The sequence below is a fragment of the Citrobacter sp. wls711 genome (assembly GCF_005281055.1).
GTDB classification, from domain to species: domain Bacteria; phylum Pseudomonadota; class Gammaproteobacteria; order Enterobacterales; family Enterobacteriaceae; genus Citrobacter; species Citrobacter gillenii.
On sequence record NZ_SZXC01000060.1, the window covers coordinates 157140 to 176061 of the forward strand.

Annotated in this window: 25 protein-coding genes; 23 read left to right on the forward strand and 2 right to left on the reverse strand. The window is 52.6% G+C overall.

The annotated features are described in order from the left end of the window. Positions 1-3: 3 nt before the first annotated feature. The 6 genes from FDW98_RS18740 to FDW98_RS18765 all read left to right on the forward strand — a co-directional run bounded on the left by FDW98_RS18740 (position 4) and on the right by FDW98_RS18765 (position 6263). Positions 4-195 carry a hypothetical protein gene (locus FDW98_RS18740; protein ID WP_137398906.1) on the forward strand — a complete coding sequence of 64 codons (192 nt, stop codon included), beginning with the start codon at positions 4-6 and terminating at the stop codon, positions 193-195. After that, on the forward strand, positions 195-470 hold the full coding sequence (locus FDW98_RS18745; protein WP_137398907.1) for a DUF5405 family protein: 276 nt from the start codon (positions 195-197) through the stop codon (positions 468-470). The genes FDW98_RS18740 and FDW98_RS18745 overlap by 1 nt, the downstream gene beginning before the upstream one ends. Next, positions 460-2751: a replication endonuclease gene (locus FDW98_RS18750; RefSeq protein ID WP_137398908.1), complete on the forward strand. Its 2292-nt coding sequence runs from the start codon at positions 460-462 to the stop codon at positions 2749-2751. The genes FDW98_RS18745 and FDW98_RS18750 overlap by 11 nt, the downstream gene beginning before the upstream one ends. A 221-nt stretch (positions 2752-2972) precedes the next feature. Next, positions 2973-4142, forward strand: coding sequence for a PP2C family serine/threonine-protein phosphatase (locus FDW98_RS18755; protein ID WP_137398909.1), 1170 nt, complete (start codon positions 2973-2975; stop codon positions 4140-4142). Continuing rightward, positions 4135-5202: a serine/threonine-protein kinase gene (locus FDW98_RS18760; protein ID WP_137398910.1), complete on the forward strand. Its 1068-nt coding sequence runs from the start codon at positions 4135-4137 to the stop codon at positions 5200-5202. Before FDW98_RS18755 ends, FDW98_RS18760 begins: the two co-directional genes overlap by 8 nt. Next, complete coding sequence (locus FDW98_RS18765) at positions 5199-6263, forward strand: serine/threonine-protein kinase (protein ID WP_137398911.1); 1065 nt, start codon at positions 5199-5201, stop codon at positions 6261-6263. The genes FDW98_RS18760 and FDW98_RS18765 overlap by 4 nt, the downstream gene beginning before the upstream one ends. Positions 6264-6590: 327 nt before the next feature. Here the strand turns inward: FDW98_RS18765 and FDW98_RS18770 are convergent, their stop codons facing one another. Together FDW98_RS18770 and FDW98_RS18775 are read right to left on the reverse strand one after the other, a co-directional pair. Further along, complete coding sequence (locus FDW98_RS18770) at positions 6591-7628, reverse strand: phage portal protein (protein WP_080201292.1); 1038 nt, start codon at positions 7626-7628, stop codon at positions 6591-6593. After that, on the reverse strand, positions 7628-9397 hold the full coding sequence (locus FDW98_RS18775) for a terminase ATPase subunit family protein (protein ID WP_137398912.1): 1770 nt from the start codon (positions 9395-9397) through the stop codon (positions 7628-7630). The genes FDW98_RS18770 and FDW98_RS18775 overlap by 1 nt, the downstream gene beginning before the upstream one ends. Before the next feature lie 164 nt (positions 9398-9561). Between FDW98_RS18775 and FDW98_RS18780 the strand changes: the two genes are divergently transcribed. From FDW98_RS18780 to FDW98_RS18860, 17 genes are all read left to right on the forward strand, one after another. After that, complete coding sequence (locus tag FDW98_RS18780; RefSeq protein WP_137398913.1) at positions 9562-10428, forward strand: GPO family capsid scaffolding protein; 867 nt, start codon at positions 9562-9564, stop codon at positions 10426-10428. 31 nt (positions 10429-10459) lie between these two features. Beyond that, complete coding sequence (locus tag FDW98_RS18785; protein ID WP_137398914.1) at positions 10460-11620, forward strand: phage major capsid protein, P2 family; 1161 nt, start codon at positions 10460-10462, stop codon at positions 11618-11620. A 3-nt stretch (positions 11621-11623) separates the two neighbouring features. Beyond that, positions 11624-12382, forward strand: coding sequence for a terminase endonuclease subunit (locus tag FDW98_RS18790; RefSeq protein ID WP_137398915.1), 759 nt, complete (start codon positions 11624-11626; stop codon positions 12380-12382). Positions 12383-12479: 97 nt separating this feature from the next. Further along, positions 12480-12980, forward strand: a complete 501-nt coding sequence (locus FDW98_RS18795; RefSeq protein ID WP_137398916.1) for a head completion/stabilization protein — start codon at positions 12480-12482, stop codon at positions 12978-12980. After that, positions 12980-13183: a tail protein X gene (locus tag FDW98_RS18800; RefSeq protein ID WP_108629724.1), complete on the forward strand. Its 204-nt coding sequence runs from the start codon at positions 12980-12982 to the stop codon at positions 13181-13183. Before FDW98_RS18795 ends, FDW98_RS18800 begins: the two co-directional genes overlap by 1 nt. Continuing rightward, entirely contained in the window at positions 13174-13395 is a 222-nt protein-coding gene (locus FDW98_RS18805; protein ID WP_000524754.1) for a hypothetical protein, read from the forward strand. Before FDW98_RS18800 ends, FDW98_RS18805 begins: the two co-directional genes overlap by 10 nt. Next, the gene (locus FDW98_RS18810; RefSeq protein ID WP_137398923.1) at positions 13379-13891 is read left to right on the forward strand and encodes a lysozyme; all 513 of its coding nucleotides are present in this window, start codon (positions 13379-13381) and stop codon (positions 13889-13891) included. The genes FDW98_RS18805 and FDW98_RS18810 overlap by 17 nt, the downstream gene beginning before the upstream one ends. Further along, positions 13888-14304, forward strand: coding sequence for a DNZ54_00345 family protein (locus FDW98_RS18815; protein WP_137398917.1), 417 nt, complete (start codon positions 13888-13890; stop codon positions 14302-14304). The genes FDW98_RS18810 and FDW98_RS18815 overlap by 4 nt, the downstream gene beginning before the upstream one ends. Then, entirely contained in the window at positions 14301-14723 is a 423-nt protein-coding gene (gene lysB / locus FDW98_RS23700) for an Rz-like lysis system protein LysB (RefSeq protein ID WP_249935706.1), read from the forward strand. Before FDW98_RS18815 ends, lysB begins: the two co-directional genes overlap by 4 nt. After that, a complete protein-coding gene (gene lysC / locus FDW98_RS23530; protein ID WP_100194873.1) occupies positions 14623-14868 on the forward strand; it encodes an Rz1-like lysis system protein LysC in 246 nt (81 codons plus the stop codon). Before lysB ends, lysC begins: the two co-directional genes overlap by 101 nt. Continuing rightward, positions 14831-15298, forward strand: coding sequence for a phage tail protein (locus tag FDW98_RS18830; protein WP_100194872.1), 468 nt, complete (start codon positions 14831-14833; stop codon positions 15296-15298). The genes lysC and FDW98_RS18830 overlap by 38 nt, the downstream gene beginning before the upstream one ends. Beyond that, complete coding sequence (locus FDW98_RS18835; RefSeq protein WP_137398918.1) at positions 15291-15740, forward strand: phage virion morphogenesis protein; 450 nt, start codon at positions 15291-15293, stop codon at positions 15738-15740. The genes FDW98_RS18830 and FDW98_RS18835 overlap by 8 nt, the downstream gene beginning before the upstream one ends. Before the next feature lie 68 nt (positions 15741-15808). Beyond that, complete coding sequence (locus FDW98_RS18840; RefSeq protein ID WP_137398919.1) at positions 15809-16450, forward strand: phage baseplate assembly protein V; 642 nt, start codon at positions 15809-15811, stop codon at positions 16448-16450. Continuing rightward, positions 16447-16794, forward strand: coding sequence for a GPW/gp25 family protein (locus tag FDW98_RS18845; protein ID WP_137398920.1), 348 nt, complete (start codon positions 16447-16449; stop codon positions 16792-16794). Before FDW98_RS18840 ends, FDW98_RS18845 begins: the two co-directional genes overlap by 4 nt. A gap of 4 nt (positions 16795-16798) precedes the next feature. Beyond that, on the forward strand, positions 16799-17707 hold the full coding sequence (locus tag FDW98_RS18850) for a baseplate assembly protein (protein WP_137398921.1): 909 nt from the start codon (positions 16799-16801) through the stop codon (positions 17705-17707). Beyond that, positions 17700-18311, forward strand: a complete 612-nt coding sequence (locus FDW98_RS18855) for a phage tail protein I (protein WP_137398922.1) — start codon at positions 17700-17702, stop codon at positions 18309-18311. The genes FDW98_RS18850 and FDW98_RS18855 overlap by 8 nt, the downstream gene beginning before the upstream one ends. Beyond that, the coding region (locus FDW98_RS18860; RefSeq protein ID WP_170975224.1) for a phage tail protein at positions 18308-18922 on the forward strand (615 nt) is incomplete at its 3' end. The genes FDW98_RS18855 and FDW98_RS18860, both read left to right, overlap by 4 nt.

The window sequence follows — 18922 nt, forward strand, 5'->3', positions numbered from 1 at the left end:
TAAATGTCAGCAAATAAAAGTAATGAACAAATCAGACGTGAAGCAACAAAAGAAGTTATTAACAAAATGCGCATTATTTCATTGGCTCAGGCAACCATTTTTGGTGTGGGTAATCCTGATGCCGGGAAATTTGTAAAAGAGTTGACCGACACAATTATCAACATTGTTGAAGCATCTTATCAGGAGTCTAACTAATGGGTGTTCGTATTGAAATAGGCGACCGCTATGTCGTCACCAGTGACCAGTTTCAATTTATTTTACGCGAGAAGAAAATCGCAAAAACCGGGATTAACACCGATAAAGAATATCTTGATACTGTCGGATATTATCCGAAATTAAGCCAGCTTGTTTCTGGTTTGCTGCATCATACAATTCTGACCGGCGACGCAACCGCATTTGAATCGCTGGCCGTGCAGGTTGAGCGCGTGGCCGAACAATGTCAGGCGGCTTTCTGCAACAATGGCCGTTGAGAACCGGGGGCGTGTAGCCCCTTCGCCTCCACCACCATTTCGCAAAAATGCCGGTGAGCCCTTCACCGGCGCTTTCCCATGGAATAAACCAAAAGCGGCCATTGGTCGCGACAGACCTCTTACACGTGCCGAATTCCGTCAGGTGCAAGCGGTTTTATTCAAGATTGACCGTCTGCCGTTCTTTCTGCGCTCGCATTTCACCTCGCGTTATAACTACATACGCCGGACTAAAAGCCCGGTACATGGCCTGTTTTACCTGAAAAAAACATTTGAAGAGCGGCTCTGGCCGCGCCTCGAGCGTGTTAATCAGGTGTACGGGATGGACACCAGTAAATCGATACGGCTTTTATCCGAACGCGATGAATTTGAAACGCTGCCGGACATGAATGACAAAGTGCTGAAGAAATTCGCCGCCCGATTATCTGCACAGATTTTCATGGCGTATGAAGAGTTTAGCGATGAATACACCGAGGCATACGGGAGCAAAGAGGCGCTGTTTACCGATGATGCTCAATCGTATCTTTACGGCCAGCTCGCTGGTGCGGTGCGCGCGCTTAACATCACCCCGATGTACTGGAAGAAATACCAGAAAGGTCAGATGACCATCCGTATGGCCTACTCGGCCATCGCGCGCATGATGAATAACGAGTGGTGGGTCAGCCAGCTTAAAGCCCAGCGCATGCGCTGGCGTGAGTCCCTGCTGATTGCAGCCGGTGAGGTCAATAAAGACCGTTCTCCGTATGCCAGCAAGTCAGCAATTCGGGACGTTCACGCGCGCCGCCTGGCTAATCTGGAATACCTCAAATCCTGCGAGCTCGAGAATAAAGCGACCGGCGAGCGTATCGACCTGATTAGCAAGGTTATGGCGAGTATTTCAAACCCTGAAATTCGTCGTATGGAGCTGATGAATACCATCGCCGGTATTGAGCGTTACGCCGCATCAGTCGGCGACGTTGGCATGTTTATCACCATCACCACGCCGTCAAAATATCACCCGACCCGTCAGGTTGGGAAAGGTGAGAATAAAACCGTTCAGCTTAATCACGGCTGGAATGATGAGGCGTACACGCCGAAAGATGGTCAGCGCTATTTATGCGGCATCTGGAGCAAAATGCGCACGGCATTCAAAGATAATGATTTGCAGGTGTACGGGATGCGCGTTGTTGAGCCCCATCACGACGCCACCCCTCACTGGCATATGATGCTGTTTTGCAAACGCAGCCAGCGTAAGCAGATTATCGACATTATGCGTGGCTATGCGATGAAGGAAGACGGTAACGAGCGCGGAGCGGCGCGTAATCGCTTCGAGGCTAAACACCTCAACAAAGGCGGTGCGGCTGGCTATATCGCGAAGTATATCGCTAAAAATATCGATGGTTATGCGCTCGACGGCCAGCTCGATAAAGACACCGGTAAACCCCTGAAAGATACCGCCTCAGCGGTCACCGCATGGGCGTCAACATGGCGCATCCCTCAGTTTAAACCGATTGGCATCCCGACGATGGGCGCATATCGCGAGCTCCGAAAGCTGCCTCGCGGCGTCAGCATTGCCAGCGACTTTGACGAGCGTGTCGAAGCGGCTCGCGCGGCTGCTGATGAGGGGGAGTTTGATTTCTATATCGCCGCACAGGGTGGCGCGAATGTTAAACGAGGCGACCAGACCGTCAGAGTTGCGCGCACCACGACTGATGAGGTTAACGAATATGAAGAGGATATCGAGAGAGTGGTCGGTATTTACGCCCCACATCTTGGGGCTGGTCACATTCGGATCACCCGTACATCAGAATGGCGAATCGTTCCAAAGGCCGTTGCCGTTGAGCCTTTGACTTTAAAAAGCGGCATCGCCGCGCCTCGGAGTCCTGTCAATAACTGTGGGTTACCTACCAACGGAGCCAACACGGATATGACGCCCACACCGTCTGAGCAAGCCGCAGCGGTGCTAAATCTCATTGATGCAGGGGTTATTGGTTGGGATGATCCGGGGGCTGTGAGGGTTCTCAGGGGCGCGCTAAAGGCGGGGACTAAACCTCGAAACAGGCAGCAAAGAAGCCGATCACCGTTGAAGTCGGGTGAATTAGCACCTTCAGCGCGTCTGACCAAATCGCAGCGCGACCAGATATCTCGTATCCGGTTTGACCTCGCACAGCATGGCATCACGCCGGAACGGTGGGAGCTGGATGTACTAGCACGAGGTGCGACGGTGACATTTGGCGAGAAAAAATTCACATATCCGGTTGCTGATGAGTGGCCGGGACTCCCAATAAATCAACGATGTACTTAGTTCGAGGTGAGATCATGTATCACTGAATACTGTGAATCGTAGACCGGGGAGCTGTGATGTTGCAATCAGAGTGATCAGAGGATTGGCATTCGTCATCCCAATAATATTCAACTAACTGTACTACATTAATTTTCTAATGAAATTGAGTGGGTAATGCTAGGAATCGCCGTTAGTGTTTTGTAATCTATAGCTTCGGAGAAATGCTTGCTTGAGGAGGCGCTGTGAGTCGAGACTCTTACGAGATCCTTCATGAACAGATACACGCTTGGCTGCATAGAAAAAATATCTCTTCATCCGTACGAAGAGTATCTATGCTACCTGCAGCTATTGCTACAGACATAGGTTTAGTTAGGAAAGAGAACCAAGACCGGGTAGCTGTATTAAAATTTCGTCCTTTTAGTAAGAATAAGGACATGATTGTCATCGCTTTAGCCGATGGCATGGGGGGGATGGAAGGAGGGGCTAATGCTGCTTCCTTGACCGTATCAACTTTTTTTACCGAGATAATTAAACACTCAGGCTTGCCAATTAGACAATGTCTTGAAATTGCTGTTTTAAAAGCAAATGAATCAGTTTTGAAAGTATATAATGGGAACGGTGGGGCTACGTTATCTGCCTTAGCTGTAGATGACTCTGATAACATTACAGCAATAAATGTCGGCGATAGTCGTATATATTCCATTAATGCTGAACAAATAAAACAAATTAGTGAGGATGATACATTAGCTGTATTGGCAAAGAAATATAATGAGCATCTTGGCAGTGATTCAGGTGCTATTGATTCTAGGTTAGGAGGGGAGTTAGTACAGTTTATAGGTCTTGATGGTGTTCTTGAGATACATTTTCACGATATTCGGCTCTTACCTGGGGGGGTGATTGCATTAACTTCAGATGGTGCTCATACCATTGATAGTAATAATTTAAGAAAATTATATGCTCACTCCAATAATATGGGGGTGTTCGCTAAAAGAGTTATAGATCTAGCTAGTTGGTTTGGTGGTTTTGATAATGCGTCGATTGCGGTTGTTGAGATTTCGAATATCCTAAGTTCTTTGGATATATCATCTGGGGATGTAATTAACTTATGGGATCCTTTTGGTGAGATGAAAGTAATTAGCGTGCAACCTGCACCTTTAAATATATCTGACGCTATTGCTATTAAAAATGTTAGTGATGTAAAAGTTACTGAGTTAGAATGCAGTGATAAAATCACCAATAAAAAAGATATATCGAAAAGAAAACCCCGTACAAAGAAAAAAAACAGTAATATAAAAAGTGATGAAGGAAGGAATATTATCGAAGCTAACAATAATGATAAGTTAGATAATATATCACAGTTAGATATTTCATTCTCTGAGAAAAACTCCACTAAAGGAGATAAAGATGACTAATTTTACTCTCCCTGCAAGATATAAGAGGACTGAAGAAGAGGCTTCAGGAGGATTTGGTTGCGTGATCAAATGTTTGGATACTCACCTCGAAAGATTTGTCGCTATAAAATCCATAAGTAATCCTGATGATTCTCCTCGAATGATGGATGAGTTATCGGCATTGATGAAATTAAGATCGAAACATGTAGTAGAGCTTTATGATGTTATTAATTGTCAAGGTAAAGGTATTGCTATAGTCGAAGAGTATGTTAACGGACCTTCATTATTGGAAATAGAGGATCGAATATTAGATTCTGAGGATCTGATTAAAATTTTGTGGCAAATTTCTTCGGGTATTTCTGAGATACATTTTCATGATATTATTCATAGGGATATCAAGCCTGGGAACATGAAAATTGATTCTGAGGGAGTAGTGAAAATTTATGACTTTGGACTATCTAGAAATGTTGAAGAAGCTAATACAATAGGTTTTAAAGGAACCCCCATATATGCCGCACCTGAATTATTTTTACATCATCAAGTAGCGTTTACGAAATCCATAGACACATATGCTTTTGCTGTAACGGCTATGTTTTTGGCTAAGACTCCACTACCACAGGAAATGAGTGTTTTACCAAAAAAATTACTATCTAACCCTTTTGATAATTCTAATATACAGTTACCAACTCAGCTAAAAGAATTGCTTTTCCAATGCTTAAATACGAATCCTTGTGAGAGACCTGATATGGTTGATGTGTGTCAGACTCTAAAAAAATTCGTTCTCTACAACTCTCATAGAGCATTGCTAATATCTGATAACACTCCTCCCGTCATCATTTCTTCAACAAATAAATCTGCGGCTTTTAATAATTCAGGGGTTGGAACTATTGAGGTTAAATATTCTGGTTCAGAGTTTTATATATCGAGTTTAAGCGGTGAGGTGTATGTGAATAATATAACTGCAAAGCAATATAATATTTTGCCTGATTCATGCGTTATTATTTTGGGTGCATCTTCTAGGCCAAGAAGAGAGCGGGTCTTCATTACATTTGATCTTTCCCATCCGGAGGTTGTGTTATGATAAATCTGACCCAAGGTATTCAAGTTAGCAGGTATACAATATTGAGGGAGATTGGTGAAGGCGGTATGCAAAAAGTTTATTTGGCAATGGATAATATTCTTTCAAGGCATGTGGCTCTCAAAACTCCAAAAAATAAATCGGCTGAAAAAAGATTCCATAGAAGTGCAATACTAGCATCAAGGGTTAACCATCCTAATGTGGCTAAAACCTTAGATTACTTCATTGATGATGAGGGTAGAGAATTTCTAACGGAGGAGTTTATTGATGGAGTTGATTTGGATAAGGCTATTTTAGACACTTATACAAGCGTTGATCCATATTTAACTGCTAAAATATTTCATAATTTAGCTAAAGCTCTGTCTGCTTCGCATCATGTTGACGTTATACACCGGGACCTCAAACCTTCAAATATAATGGTAGGCGGTGGTATCAATGCTACTGAGATAAAAATTACGGATTTCGGTATCTCAAAGATGGCGGGAGATGAAATTGATGAGGCTGCAAGAAATGGCCAAGATTCAATTAGTTCTTCGCAAACGGCTATCGGGGCTTTACCATATATGGCACCGGAAATCATACAGAGTCAAGGTAAGGTTTCGAAACCTACAGATATTTGGGCATTGGGTGCGATGATGTTCAGGATTCTTACTGGAAAATACCCTTTTGGTATTGGTTATATGGCTATACCAAATATACTTTCTGGTACACATGTTCCTTACCCTGACTTTATATTTTCAAATAGACAGTATGCGCCATTGGCAAATGAAATAATTAAACTTATAGAAGACTGTTTAAAATTGGACCCTTCTAAACGCCCAACAGCAGATGAGTTGGTGATGCGATGTGGTGAACTATGCTACCCAGTAAGTACAAGGGTTTTTGGGGTCATCGGTGATACTAGAATGAAGTATGGATTTATCCGTGTGCCTCATCTTCCGCAGGTTTTTTTCCACTATGACAGTGTTTATGGTCAAAAACCTTTTACTAATGAAAAGGTTATATTTTCTAAGCATCGTGGCGGTGGACATGATCGCGCACATCCAGTTGTGAAAGCAAAGTAATGATTGTTTTTTTGCAGCATAACGCGTGAATTTGCATGAGTATTTTACGAACTATAATTGAACAGCCCTCCAGTCCTGGTGGGCTTTTTCCATTAAATGCAATTGCATTAAAATCGACCCATGAAGCGGGCAGGCGTGGCGGGGATAGCATTGCGCGCTGAGGCGGGTATTTATTTTATTTTTCCAGCGCCTGAGCGCGTCCCTGTGGCGTTGTTGTGGTCGTGGGTGAGTAATGAGGCGAAGCGGAGCGGCGACGGCGTGTCGTGGCGCTGAGGGCGTTGTGTGCGGTGGGGGTAAAGCCGCCACGTCGGGCGGCTGTGGGTGGGGTTACTCGTCGTCGCCGAGGCTATATTTTTCGAAGCGGATAATTTCTTCACCCGCCCATTCGTTCAACTCCATAAACCGCGCCTGTAGCGGGGTCAGCTCGTTACGCACAAAGACCTTTGCCACCTTCTCAACGTCACCCACTGAGCCGACGTTCTCGGGCTTACCGCCCATAAGCTGGAATGGGATGCGGTGCGCGTCGAGCAGGTCAGCGGCGCTGACTTTCTTGATATTAAAAAAATCATCCTTCGTGGCGACTTCGCTCAGTGGCACAATTTTAATCCCGTCTGCTTTACCATTCGGCGCGTAAAAAAACAGGTTCTTAAAATTGCCGAGTCCTTTCGAGTCGCGCATCGCCTTTCGCAGTGCCTCGACGTCGGTGCTGCTTTGCGCGGCGTCGGTCACATACATGATGTAACCCGCATGCGCGCCGTTCTGGTAATACTTGCGACGGAACAGGGTCGCCGATTCATTCAGCCAGGCTGAATTGAGTGCGCTCAGGTATTCCGGCATCCCGTAAAGCTCCTGATTAATATCGGGCTCGAGCAGGTGGAAGACGGAGCCGGGCGCAAACTGGTGCGGCTGTGTGTAGGACTGAATGTACCAGTAAACGTCATCCTCGATGCCACGGCGGGTGTATTTTGCCGGTGAGGTTTCCAGTTTTAACGGCTTGCCGGTCAGGCCGCGACGCTCTTCGATAAACGCATTGCCAAACACCAGATAGTCGAGCGCAAACCGGGTGAAGTCCTGACGGGATAACAGCGGGTGTGGGATGTAGGTCGACACCAGAATATTACGCTTCACGTAAATCGGCGAGCTGTGATGCACGGCGGCGCGCATGCTCTTCGCCAGCCCGGAAAAGCTCACCGGCGGCTCGTACCACTGGCCGTTATCGATACACTCGACATAATCGAGAATATCGCGGCGGTCGAGTACCGGTGTCGGCTCACCAAAGGTGAATGCTTCCATGCTCTGTGCCGGTGCGGCGGTGTGGTTTTGGGTGCGCGGCGGCTGCTGGCGCTTGTTGCGTTTCTTGCTCATTAGTTCCACTCCATAATACTGGATGACTGCTCACCGGTCGCGGCGGTCAGCGGCTCATTGATTAATACGTGCATGGTTGCCCACGCGAGGTCGGCGTGACTGGCTTCCTCGGTGCGGCTGGCCTCATAGGTCGAGCTGCGACCACTGCTGGTCATGGTTTTGCGGATAGACATAAACGACTGCGTGATATCGGTCGCGCTGACGTCGTACTCGAGGCAACCGCGGCGAATGGTGTCTTTGGCTTTGAGCACCATCGCGGTTTTCATTTCCGGCGTGTAGCGGATTTCACGCGCGGCCGGGTAGAAAGACCGCACGAGCTGGAAGACACCCTGACCGAGCCCGGTCGCATCGATGCCGATGTATTCGACGGTATATTTCTGCGTGAGCTCGCGAATGGATTCGGCCTGTTGGGCAAAGTCCATCCCTTTCCACTGGTGACGCTCAAGGATGCGGAACCGGCCACCGGCGACGACCGGCGGCGCGATGACGACGCACCCGGCGCTGTCGCCCCGTAATGAAGGGTCATAACCAATCCACACAGGACGGTGACCGAATGGCCGGTCGGCAAATGGCGCGTAGTCCTCCCATTTTTCGAGACTGTCGACCATACAGCGCTGGAGCTCTTCGAACGGGAATACCGACGCTTTGTCGTCGACGAACTCGCACATAAACAGGTTGCGGAACTCTTCGACGCTGTTCTCGCGCTTCAGCGTATCGATGTTAAACAGGGTGCACCCTTTGGCGAGCGCATCCTCGATGGTGACAATCTGCCGCCACTGGCCGTCAGGGCAAGCGACGCCCTTCGCGAGTGCGGCGTGACTGATATCAATATCGACGCGCTCGCTTTTATCGTTACGCCCCTTGTTGAACTGTTCGCCCGACCAGAACGGATAGGCACCGTGCGCCAGCGATGATGGGGTCGAAAAATAGGTCGTGCGCAAATGCTCCTGTGACGACATGCCACCGGCGACGCGCTTCAGCTTCTGGAAATTCGGTATCCAGAAAATTTCGTCGACATACAGGTCACCGTTGTGACTCTGTGCCGTGTTGGCATTGGTACCGAGAAACATCAGCTCCGCGCCATTGTTGCCGAGCACTATCGGGTCGCCGGTAAGCTCAACGCCAGCCTGTCGGGCAAAGGCGATGATGTATTTTCGGAACACATAGGCCTGTGTCTTACTGGCTGATAAGAAAATCTGGTTGTGGCCGGTCTTCAGCGCCTGTAATAGCGCTTCACGAGCAAAGTAGAATGTCGCGCCAATCTGGCGAGATTTCAGGATGTGCCTGATACGGTGCGCCAGCCCAGCGCGCCACCACTCGAGCTGATACTCGAAAGACTGGTCGCGGAAAATTTCCTCGAGTTTCTCGATGGCTTCTTCGCTGAAAAAGTTCTTTTTCGGCTTCTTCTTTTCCCCCTTGTTGCGGTTGGCGACGTTCGGGTTTAAATCCGCTTCGTTGCCTGTCTGTCCGTAGCGGTTAACCCTTGCGAGTCGCTCCATCTGGCGCGCCAAAAAATCCGCGACTTTGAAGTCGTGCGCCGTCAGGTCGGGCTTTGCATAGAGCTGAATCAGCCGCGCCTCGAGCGTGAATTCGACCCGGTTTAGCGGGGCGGTCTCTTCCCATTTGTCGCGCTGCTTCCAGCTCTGCACCGTGGGGCGCTTGACCTGCAACTGCTCCGCGATTTGTGGCACGGAATAGCCCTGCCAGAACAAAAGCGCGGCCTGTCGGCGCGGGTCGCTGAGTAGTGATGTGTCGTTGGTAGTGGTCATAAAACCTCACTGTGATGAGTACACGGCAAGGCTAAAGATTCAGGGGGGATGAATCGCTAACCCCCTGTTGTGTCAGGGGTTGCACTTCTGTAACCGGTGGCTGGCGAGGGGGGGAGTCGGGAAACTACACCCGACCCGATAACCCAACTCAGGACACCTGATTCATGGCTAAAAACAAAGTTTCGAAATGGTTTCGCATCGGCGTCGAGGGTGATACCTGCGACGGTCGCGTCATCAGTGCGACTGATATTCAGGAAATGGCCGACGGCTTTGACCCGCGCGTCTATGGCTGTCGCATCAACCTCGAGCACATTCGCAGCGTAAATCCTGACAGCCCGTTTTGCCGTTATGGCGATGTGGTGGAGCTGAAAGCGGAAGTGATCGACGACGATTCGGCGCTCAACGGTAAGCTGGCGCTGTTCGGCAAAATTGCCCCGCTCGACAACCTGCTTGCGCTGCTGGATAGAGGCCAGAAGGTTTATACCTCGATGGAAATTCGCCCGAACTTTGCCAACACCGGCAAATGCGGCCTCATCGGGCTGGCGGTCACCGATGACCCGGGGAGCCTCGGCACCGAATACCTGCAATTCTGCTCCCGCGCCAACCAAAACCCACTGGCCGGGAAGAAAGACCAGCCTGGAGATCTGTTCTCTGTGGCGACCTTCGCCGCGCTGGAATTTGAAGACCAGCCCGACACCATCATCACCCGCCTGAGCGACACCGTGAAAAGCATCTTCAGCCGTAAACAGGCCAGCGACGATGCACGATTCGGTGACGTGCACGAAGCCGTGACCGCTATCGCCGAGCAGGTGCAGACCGGCGGCGAAAACGCCGAGGTACGTTTCAGCCAGCTTGAAAGCGAACTTGCTGACGTCAAAAAGGCAATGACCGAACAGGTCGCAGCCACCTCGAAGCAATTCAGCACCATCAAAACCACGCTGGAACACACCGAAGACAAAACGCAGCCGCGCCGCAAGTTAAGCGCCGGTGGCGACGGTGATGCGTCCGGCTCCACGCTGACCGACTGCTAACCCCTGATAAACCCGAAGGAATACAAAACTCATGCGTAAAGAGACCCGTTTTAAATTCAATCAGTACCTGAGCCGTATCGCCGAGCTGAACGGCATCGCGACCAGCGACCTCGACAAAAAATTCACCGTCGAGCCGTCGGTGACGCAGACCCTGTTTGACAAAATCCAGCAGTCGTCCAGCTTCCTGAAACTCATCAACATGGTGACGGTTGGCGAGCTGACCGAAGAGAAAGTCGGCATTGATGTGACCGGCTCCATTGCCAGCACCGCTGACACCGACGGTGGCGTCGAGCGTAAGACCGCTGATTTTGGCAAGCTCGATTCGTACCGCTATTTCTGCCACCCGGTGAACTTCGACTATCACCTGAAGTACGGCAAGCTCGACCTGTGGGCGCGTTTTCAGGATTTCCAGATCCGAATCCGCAACGCCATCATCAAGCGTCAGGCGCTGGATTACATCACCATCGGCTTTAACGGCGTGAGTCGGGCGGCGACGTCTGACCGTAGCAAAAACCCGTTACTTCAGGATGTGGCTGTCGGCTGGTTGCAGAAATACCGCAACGACGCGCCTGAGCGTGTGATGTCCAGCGTCACCGACGCTGACGGCACCGTGATTTCGAACACCATCAAAGTGGGTAAAGGTGGGCATTACGCCAACCTCGACGCACTGGTTATGGATGCGTTTGAGTCACTGGTCGCGGAAATTCACCGCGAGAACCCGGAAATGGTGGTCATCTGTGGTCGCCGTATCCTGACCGACAAATACTTCCCGATGATTAACAAATTCCAGGCGAACAGCGAACAGCTCGCCGGTGAGTTGATTATCAGCCAGAAAACCATCGGTCAGCTTCAGGCGGTGCGCGCGCCGTTCTTCCCGGCAAACAGCGTTTTCATTACCACGCTGGATAACATTTCGATTTATCTGTACGAGGACGGCCACCGCCGCCACATCGTCGAAAATCCGAAACTCGACCAGGTGGAAAACTACGAACAGGTCAAAGTCGATTTCGTTATCGAGGACTACGAGGCCGGTTGCCTGATTGAAAATATCGAGATCCTCGAGCCGGAAGAACCCGCCACCACTGAACCTGTGAGCGCGGAAGTCTTCGCGGCGGCAATGGTCAAAGCGATGCAGTCTCTGACAGGCGACGCACCGGCTAAAACCAGCACCACTGACGGCACGGAGGCATAACCGATGGCAACCCCCGCACAGCGTCATGCGATGCGGGTCTCGGCTATCAGGGCATCGCAGCGGGATAACGCCCCGCTGCGTCATGCCTCACCTTACGAGCAGATGCTCGTCAAGCTGGCCGCAGACCGCCGGACGCTATCAGCAATTCGTTCTAAAGAACGTAAAGCGGATAAAAAACGCGAATTACTCCCGCTGTACCTGCCGTGGGTCGCTGGCGTACTGGAAAGCGGCACCGGCGCACAGGATGACATTCTGATGACGGTAATGCTCTGGCGTCTGGATGCGGGAGATATCACCGGCGCTGTCGAGATTGCGCGCTATGCCCTGCGTTTTGGCCTGTCGATGCCGGAAAACCATTCCCGCCCCGCGCCTTACATGCTGGCCGAAGAGGTCGCGCTCGCGGCTCTCCGCGCCCGTATCGCCTGTGAGCCGGTCGACGCTGCGCAACTGCTCGAGGTCATGGGGCTGACCGATGCCGCCGATATGCCTGACGAAGTACGCGCCCGACTGCATAAGGTCACCGGTCTGACTCTGCGTGATGCCGGTCAGCTTCCTGAAGCGCTGGCGCACCTGCAACGCGCCTTACAGCTCGACACCAACGCCGGGGTAAGAAAGGACATTGAGACCCTCTCTCGTGAGCTGAACCCGAAACCGGTCGTCGTCAAAAAAACGGCGCCGAAAGCCGCGAAAAAGGCACCCGCGAAAAAACAAGATTCACCGGTGAAACGAGGGCGGGGACGCCCGAAGAAAGTCACCGGTTAACAGAACGCGCCCCGCGCCGGGCGGCACGCTGGTCAATGTCGGTGATTCACCGTAACTGCGACCGGCGTCCACCGCCCACCTATTTACTGAGGTACTCATGACCATGATTGTGATGAATAACCCGGCGCAACAGCGCGACCCGATGGTCATCCCGCCGGTGCCGGTTGACGAGCCGGTGATTAAAAACACGGCCTTTTTCCCGGATGTTGACCCGAAGCGCATGCGCGAAGAAATGCGCCTCGAGCAGACTGTGACGCCGGTGCGTCTGCGCCGGGCGATTAAAACCGCGATGGCCGAGACCAACGCCGAATTAAGCGACTGGCGCGACCTTCAGCTCGCCGCCGGTTACCCGCGCCTCGAGGATGTGCCGACGGATGAACTCGACGGCGAAAGTGTGCGGGTTTTTCACTACTTCAACGCTGTTTGCTCGATGACGACCGCGACGCTGTACGAGCGTTACCGGGGCGTTGATGCGAGCGCCAAAGGTGACAAAAAGGCCGACAGCATCGATGACACCATCGATGAAATGTGGCGTGACATGCGCTGGTCGGTTGCCCGTATCCAGGACAAAGCGCGCTGCATCGTGGGGCAAATCTGATGAACGTCATCGCGCATCAGGGCGACACGCTCGACACGTTATGTCAGCGCCATTACGGGCGCACTGAAGGTGTGGTCGAGGCGGTATTGCTGGCTAATCCGGGGCTCGCCGAACAGGGCGTCGTCCTGCCACATGGCACGGCGGTCAGTCTGCCTGAAGTTGACGCCGCGCCAGTATCGGAGACCGTGAACCTATGGGACTGACTGTGGATAAAATCACAACCTTTCTGACCTACTGGCTGTCAGTGGTGCTGGCGTATTTCGGTACGCAGACGCCGGAACGGCTCGCGCTTTATGTCGGGGGAAGCTGCGCCATTTTTACCGCCCTGGTTAACTTCTGGTACCAGCGAAAGAAATACCGCTATCTCGTCTCGATGGGGATTGATAAGGGGGTTATTCGTGGGCTCATTCGTTAAACGTTGCAGTGTGGCCGTCGTGCTGGCGCTGGCGGCACTGGTGCCTGATTTTCGTTTGCTCCACACCTCGCCGGAGGGGCTCGCGATGATTGCCGACCTCGAGGGTTGCCGGTTGCGCCCTTACCAGTGCAGCGCGGGCGTGTGGACGTCAGGCATCGGCCACACTGCCGGGGTGGTACCGAAACGGGATATCACCGAGAAGGAAGCCGCCGCGAATCTGGTCGCCGACGTGCTGAACGTCGAGAAACGACTCGCGGTCTGTGTGCCGGTGGACATGCCACCCGCCGTCTATGACGCGCTGGTCAGCTTCGCTTTTAACGTCGGCACCGGCGCGGCCTGTCGCTCGACGCTGGTGTATCACCTGAAACACCGGCAATGGTGGCAGGCCTGTGACCAGCTCACCCGCTGGGTGTTTGTGAATGGTGAGCGTAATGCCGGGCTCGAAAACCGCCGCTTTCGCGAGCGTACTTACTGTCTGAAAGGGATTACCCAATGAAAAAAGCTATTTGCTCAATGATTTTTTATGTCCTGCTGGCGCTGATGTTGCTCAGGGGAATTATTGACCCACAAAGCGTGGCGGTAAATTTCGCCGTTGTCTGGGCGCTGTTCGGTAGTGTTATCTGCATTGCGGCCAGTGTTTACGGCATCGTGACCTGCGAGATGACGGGGAGTAAAAGCATTGAAATTACCCGGAAAAATGCTGAAGACATAAAAAACGTCATCACGATTTTTTGTCGTGAATTATCTCCCTTGCGACGGTTCTGCTCGCTGATGTTATTCGCGGCAACCTTCGCCTGTCTGGTGGGAGCTGGCTGGATTATGACGGCGCTACTGTATGTGATTTGCGTCCTGATATTTACGTCGGTGCGCTCCGTTGTTCGCCAGCGCATCAGGGCAGTCGTCCAGTGACCCGGCTCATTGTGATCGTACTGGTCAGCGCGCTGGCGCTGACCGGGCTCCTGTGGTTACGGCATGAAAATGCCAGTTTGAGCCGCTCGCTGGAAAAAGCGAACCGTGTCGCCGGTGAACAAAAAACGGCGATTACCATGCTGAAAAGCCAGCTTAAAACGGCCTCCCGTATCCGTGGGGAAAATGAGACCGCTCAGGTCTTACTGCGCGGTGAGCTCATCGAGGCCGGAGCGCGGGCCCAACGTCGGGAACAGACCATTACGAGGTTACTCAATGAAAATGAACAGCTTCGCCGCTGGTATAGCGCTGATTTACCTGATGCTGTGCGCCGGTTGCACCAGCGCGCCGCCTGTGCCGACGCCGGTGATTGTTTACAACGCATGCCCGAGGGTCAGTCTTTGTCCGATGCCGGGAAGTGACCCGACTACCAATGGCGACCTGAGCGCGGATATACGCCAGCTCGAAAGCGCCCTCGAGCGCTGTGCGCTTCAGGTCAGAACGATAAAACACTGTCAGGATAAAATCGATGTACAAGCCGAAGAGTCTGCGAAAAGCCTTAACTGACGCCGTGCCGGTACTGGCACGAAACCCCGATATGATGCGTGTCTTTATCGATAATGGGAATCTGGCCTCGACGCTGGCGACGTCGCTGTCGTTTGAGAACCGGTACACGCTGAATGTGGTGGTGACCGATTTCACGGATGATATCGAGCTGTTACTCGTCCCGATTCAGGCGTGGCTGCGCATCCATCAGGCTGACATTATGACGACCGATGAAGGGCGTAAAAAGGGATTCACCTATTTTGCCGATATCAACGACAACGACAGCGCTGATATCAGTATCAGCCTGATGCTGACCGAGCGCACTATCGTTAAAGAGCAGAGGGATAAGCTTCACGTTGAACAGGCTGAAGAGCCGCAGCCGCCGGAGCCCGTTACCCGACCGGTTGAGCTGTATGTTAACGGTGAGCTCGTGAGTCGATTGCATGAATGACTTTAAACCCTTTGACGAAAAGCTTGCGGGGCTGATAGCGGCGCTGTCACCTGCTGCCCGTCGCAGAATGGCCGCAGATATCGCGAAGACCCTGCGAGCCCGTCAACAGCGCCGGATTAAAACGCAGAAAGCACCGGACGGGACACCTTACGCCGCCAGAAAGCGCCAGCCGGTAAAAGCCAAAAAAGGCCGGGTTAAGCGGGAAATGTTCGCGAAGCTGCGCACCAGTCGCTTTATGAAAGCTACTGCGGGAAATGATGCGGCCGTCGTGGAATTTACCGGCAAGGTACAACGGATGGCGAATGTGCATCAGTACGGCCTCAAAGATAAGCCAGGGCGAAACAGTACGCCGGTACAGTACGATGCCCGACCGCTCATCGGGTTTAATGACGAAGACCGTCAGGCAGTGGAAGAAATAATTATCGCTAAATTGTCCGTTTAGCGTTGTGTCATCGACAGTAAAACCCGCATCAATTGCCGCTCAGAGCACCGGGCGGCATCCTTCCTTGTATGAATACTCGCGCTACTCTTCAGGACGCTTTACGCCTCCTTCGCAACCTGATACGCACCGGCGTCGTCGTCGAAGTTGACCTCGATGACGGGCGCTGTCGCGTCCAGACTGGCGGCATTGTTACCGACTGGCTTCAGTGGCTGACCACACGCGCAGGTCGCTCACGTGTCTGGTGGGCTCCGTCAGTGGGTGAGCAGGTTTTACTGCTGGCCGTGGGTGGTGAACTCGATACCGCCTTTGTGCTGCCCGGCATTTTCTCTGATGACCACCCCGCGCCGTCGGCGTCGGCTGATGCATTTCACATTACCTTTCCTGACGGGGCGGTTATCGAGTACGAACCGGAGACCGGCGCGCTGACTGTGAGTGGCATTAAAACCGCAGACGTGACGGCGTCGGACTCCATCAATGTGACCGTGCCGGTGGTGATGGTGAAAGCCGAGACCCGCATCACACTCGACACCCCGGAAGTGGTCTGTACCAACAAACTGACGACCGCCACACTCGAGGTTACCAAAGGCGGGAAGATGAGCGGCAATATCGAGCACACCGGCGGTAAGCTTTCATCAAATGGCGTGGTGGTGCATGACCACGGTCACGGCGGTGTGCAACGGGGCGGGATCTGGACGGAGGGTACCCAATGACAACCCGATATATCGGCATGAATCGCGAGACCGGGCGAGCTATCACCGACGCCGATCACATCAGTCAGAGCTGTGGCGATATTCTCCGCACGCCGGTCGGCTCTCGCGTGATGCGCCGCGATTATGGCTCGCTGCTGTTTTCCCTGATAGATATGCCGCAGACCGACGCGCTGAAACTGCAAATTATGTGCGCCTGTTATATGGCGCTGCTGAAGTGGGAGCCGCGCATTCTCATCAACTCGCTGACGGTTGAGCGCCAGTTTGATGGCCGGATGGTTGTTGATCTGACCGGCGAAGTAAAAGCCACCGGCAAACCACTTTCTTTAACCATCCCTGTGAGTTGAATCTATGGCAACTATTGACCTGAGCCAGCTCCCCGCGCCCGACTTCGTGGAAACGCTGGATTTTGAAACCATTCTCGCGGAACGCAAAGCGACGCTGGTCTCGCTTTATCCTGAAGAGCAACAGGACGCTGTTGCGCGCACTCTCGCCCTCGAGTCTGAGCCTCTGGTGAAATATCTGGAGGAAAACGCCTACCGCGAAGTCATCTGGCGGCAACGTGTGAACGATGCGGGGAAAGCCTGCACGCTGGCCTATGCGAATAATAACGACCTCGACGTGATGGCCGGGAATAACAATACCGAGCGTCAGACCGTGACACCTGCCAATGACAGTGCTATCCCGCCGACACCCGCCGTCATGGAATCCGACGCTGATTTACGGCTACGCGCGCAACAGGCGTATGAGGGGCTCAGCGTGGCTGGCCCGGTCGGTGCGTATGAGTACCACGGCCGCAGCGCCGACGGGCGGGTTGCTGATATCTCGGTCGTCAGCCCGTCACCGGCCTGTGTGACCATCACCGTACTTTCACGCGAGGATGACGGTACCGCATCCGCTGACCTGCTGGCCGTCGTGGAAAAAGCGCTGAACGCTGAAGAGGTGCGCCCCGTTGGCGACAGGGTGACGGTGCAGAGTGCTGAAATCGTGCCGTACCAGATTAACGCGACCCTTTATTTTTATCCGGGGCCGGAGGCCGAGCCCATCCGTCAGGCCGCAGAGGAAAAACTGAAGGCATACATCAGCGCACAACAGCGACTGGGTCGCGACATTCGTCAGTCGGCCATTTATGCCGCCCTGCACGTCGAAGGTGTGCAGCGTGTCGAACTGACCGCACCGCGGGCTGACATTGTGCTCAGTAAATACCAGGCATCCTGTTGCACCGAATACAGCATCGCTGACGGGGGTGCCGATGAGTAATAACCGACTGTTGCCCGTTGGCTCATCGCTGCTCGAGGTCGCCGCCGCCCGCGCGGCCGCAGATATCGAGCGTGTGCCGGTACCGCTTCGCACGCTGTGGAACTGGCGCACCTGCCCGGTGCGGCTGCTGCCCTATCTGGCGTGGGCGTTTTCGGTTGACCGGTGGGATGCGAACTGGCCGGAGGCGACAAAACGCAGCGTGATCGCCTCCGCGTTTTACGTTCATGCCCATAAAGGCACCATCGCCGCCTTACGGCGCGTGGTTGAGCCGCTGGGGTATCTGATTGAGGTTAAGGAGTGGTGGGAGCTCAACGAAGAGCCCGGAACTTTCCGGCTTGTTGTGGGCGTACTCGAGACCGGCATCACCGATGAGATGTATCTCGAGCTCGAGCGGCTGATTGAAGGGGCAAAACCGGCGAGCCGACACCTGACCGGGCTCGCTATCAGCCTGAGCACCACCGGGCGCGCCTATGTGGGCGCAAGCTGCTATGACGGCGACATGTTAACCGTTTATCCCTATGCCGCCAGGGAAATTGTCGTCGGTGGTGAGTTTTATCCGGCTTCGGCCATTCATCTGATTGATAACCTGCGAGTAAGCGCATGACGACTAAATATTTTGCCATCCTGACAAATCAGGGCGCGGCGCGACTGGCAAACGCGACCGCGCTCGGTACTAAACTGAATATTACAAAAATGGCCGTAGGGGACGGGAACGGCACACTGCCGACGCCTGACCCGGCTCAGACAAAACTCATTAACCAGACCCGCATCGCGCCGATTAATTCACTGAGCGTGGATGCTAACGACGCCGGTCAGATTATTGCCGAACAAATTATCCCGGAAAATGAGGGTGGTTTTTTCATCCGTGAAATCGGTCTTTATGATGACGACGGCATTTTGATTGCTGTCGCCAACTGCCCGGAAACCTATAAGCCGTTACTGGCCGAGGGTAGCGGTCGAACGCAGACTATTCGCATGATTCTCGTTGTCTCGAGCACGTCGGCGATCACCTTAAAAATTGACCCGTCAGTTGTGCTGGCAACCCGTAAATATGTCGATGATGCAGCCATCGAGGTTAAGAGTTACGCCGACAAACTCATGAAAGCTCATGAGGAAAAGGCTAACCCGCATAAGCAATACCCGCTTATTGCTAACGCACTAAAAGAAATGGCCGAAGCCGGATTGGTTGCCGAGGTTCTCAAAAACCTTGGTCTG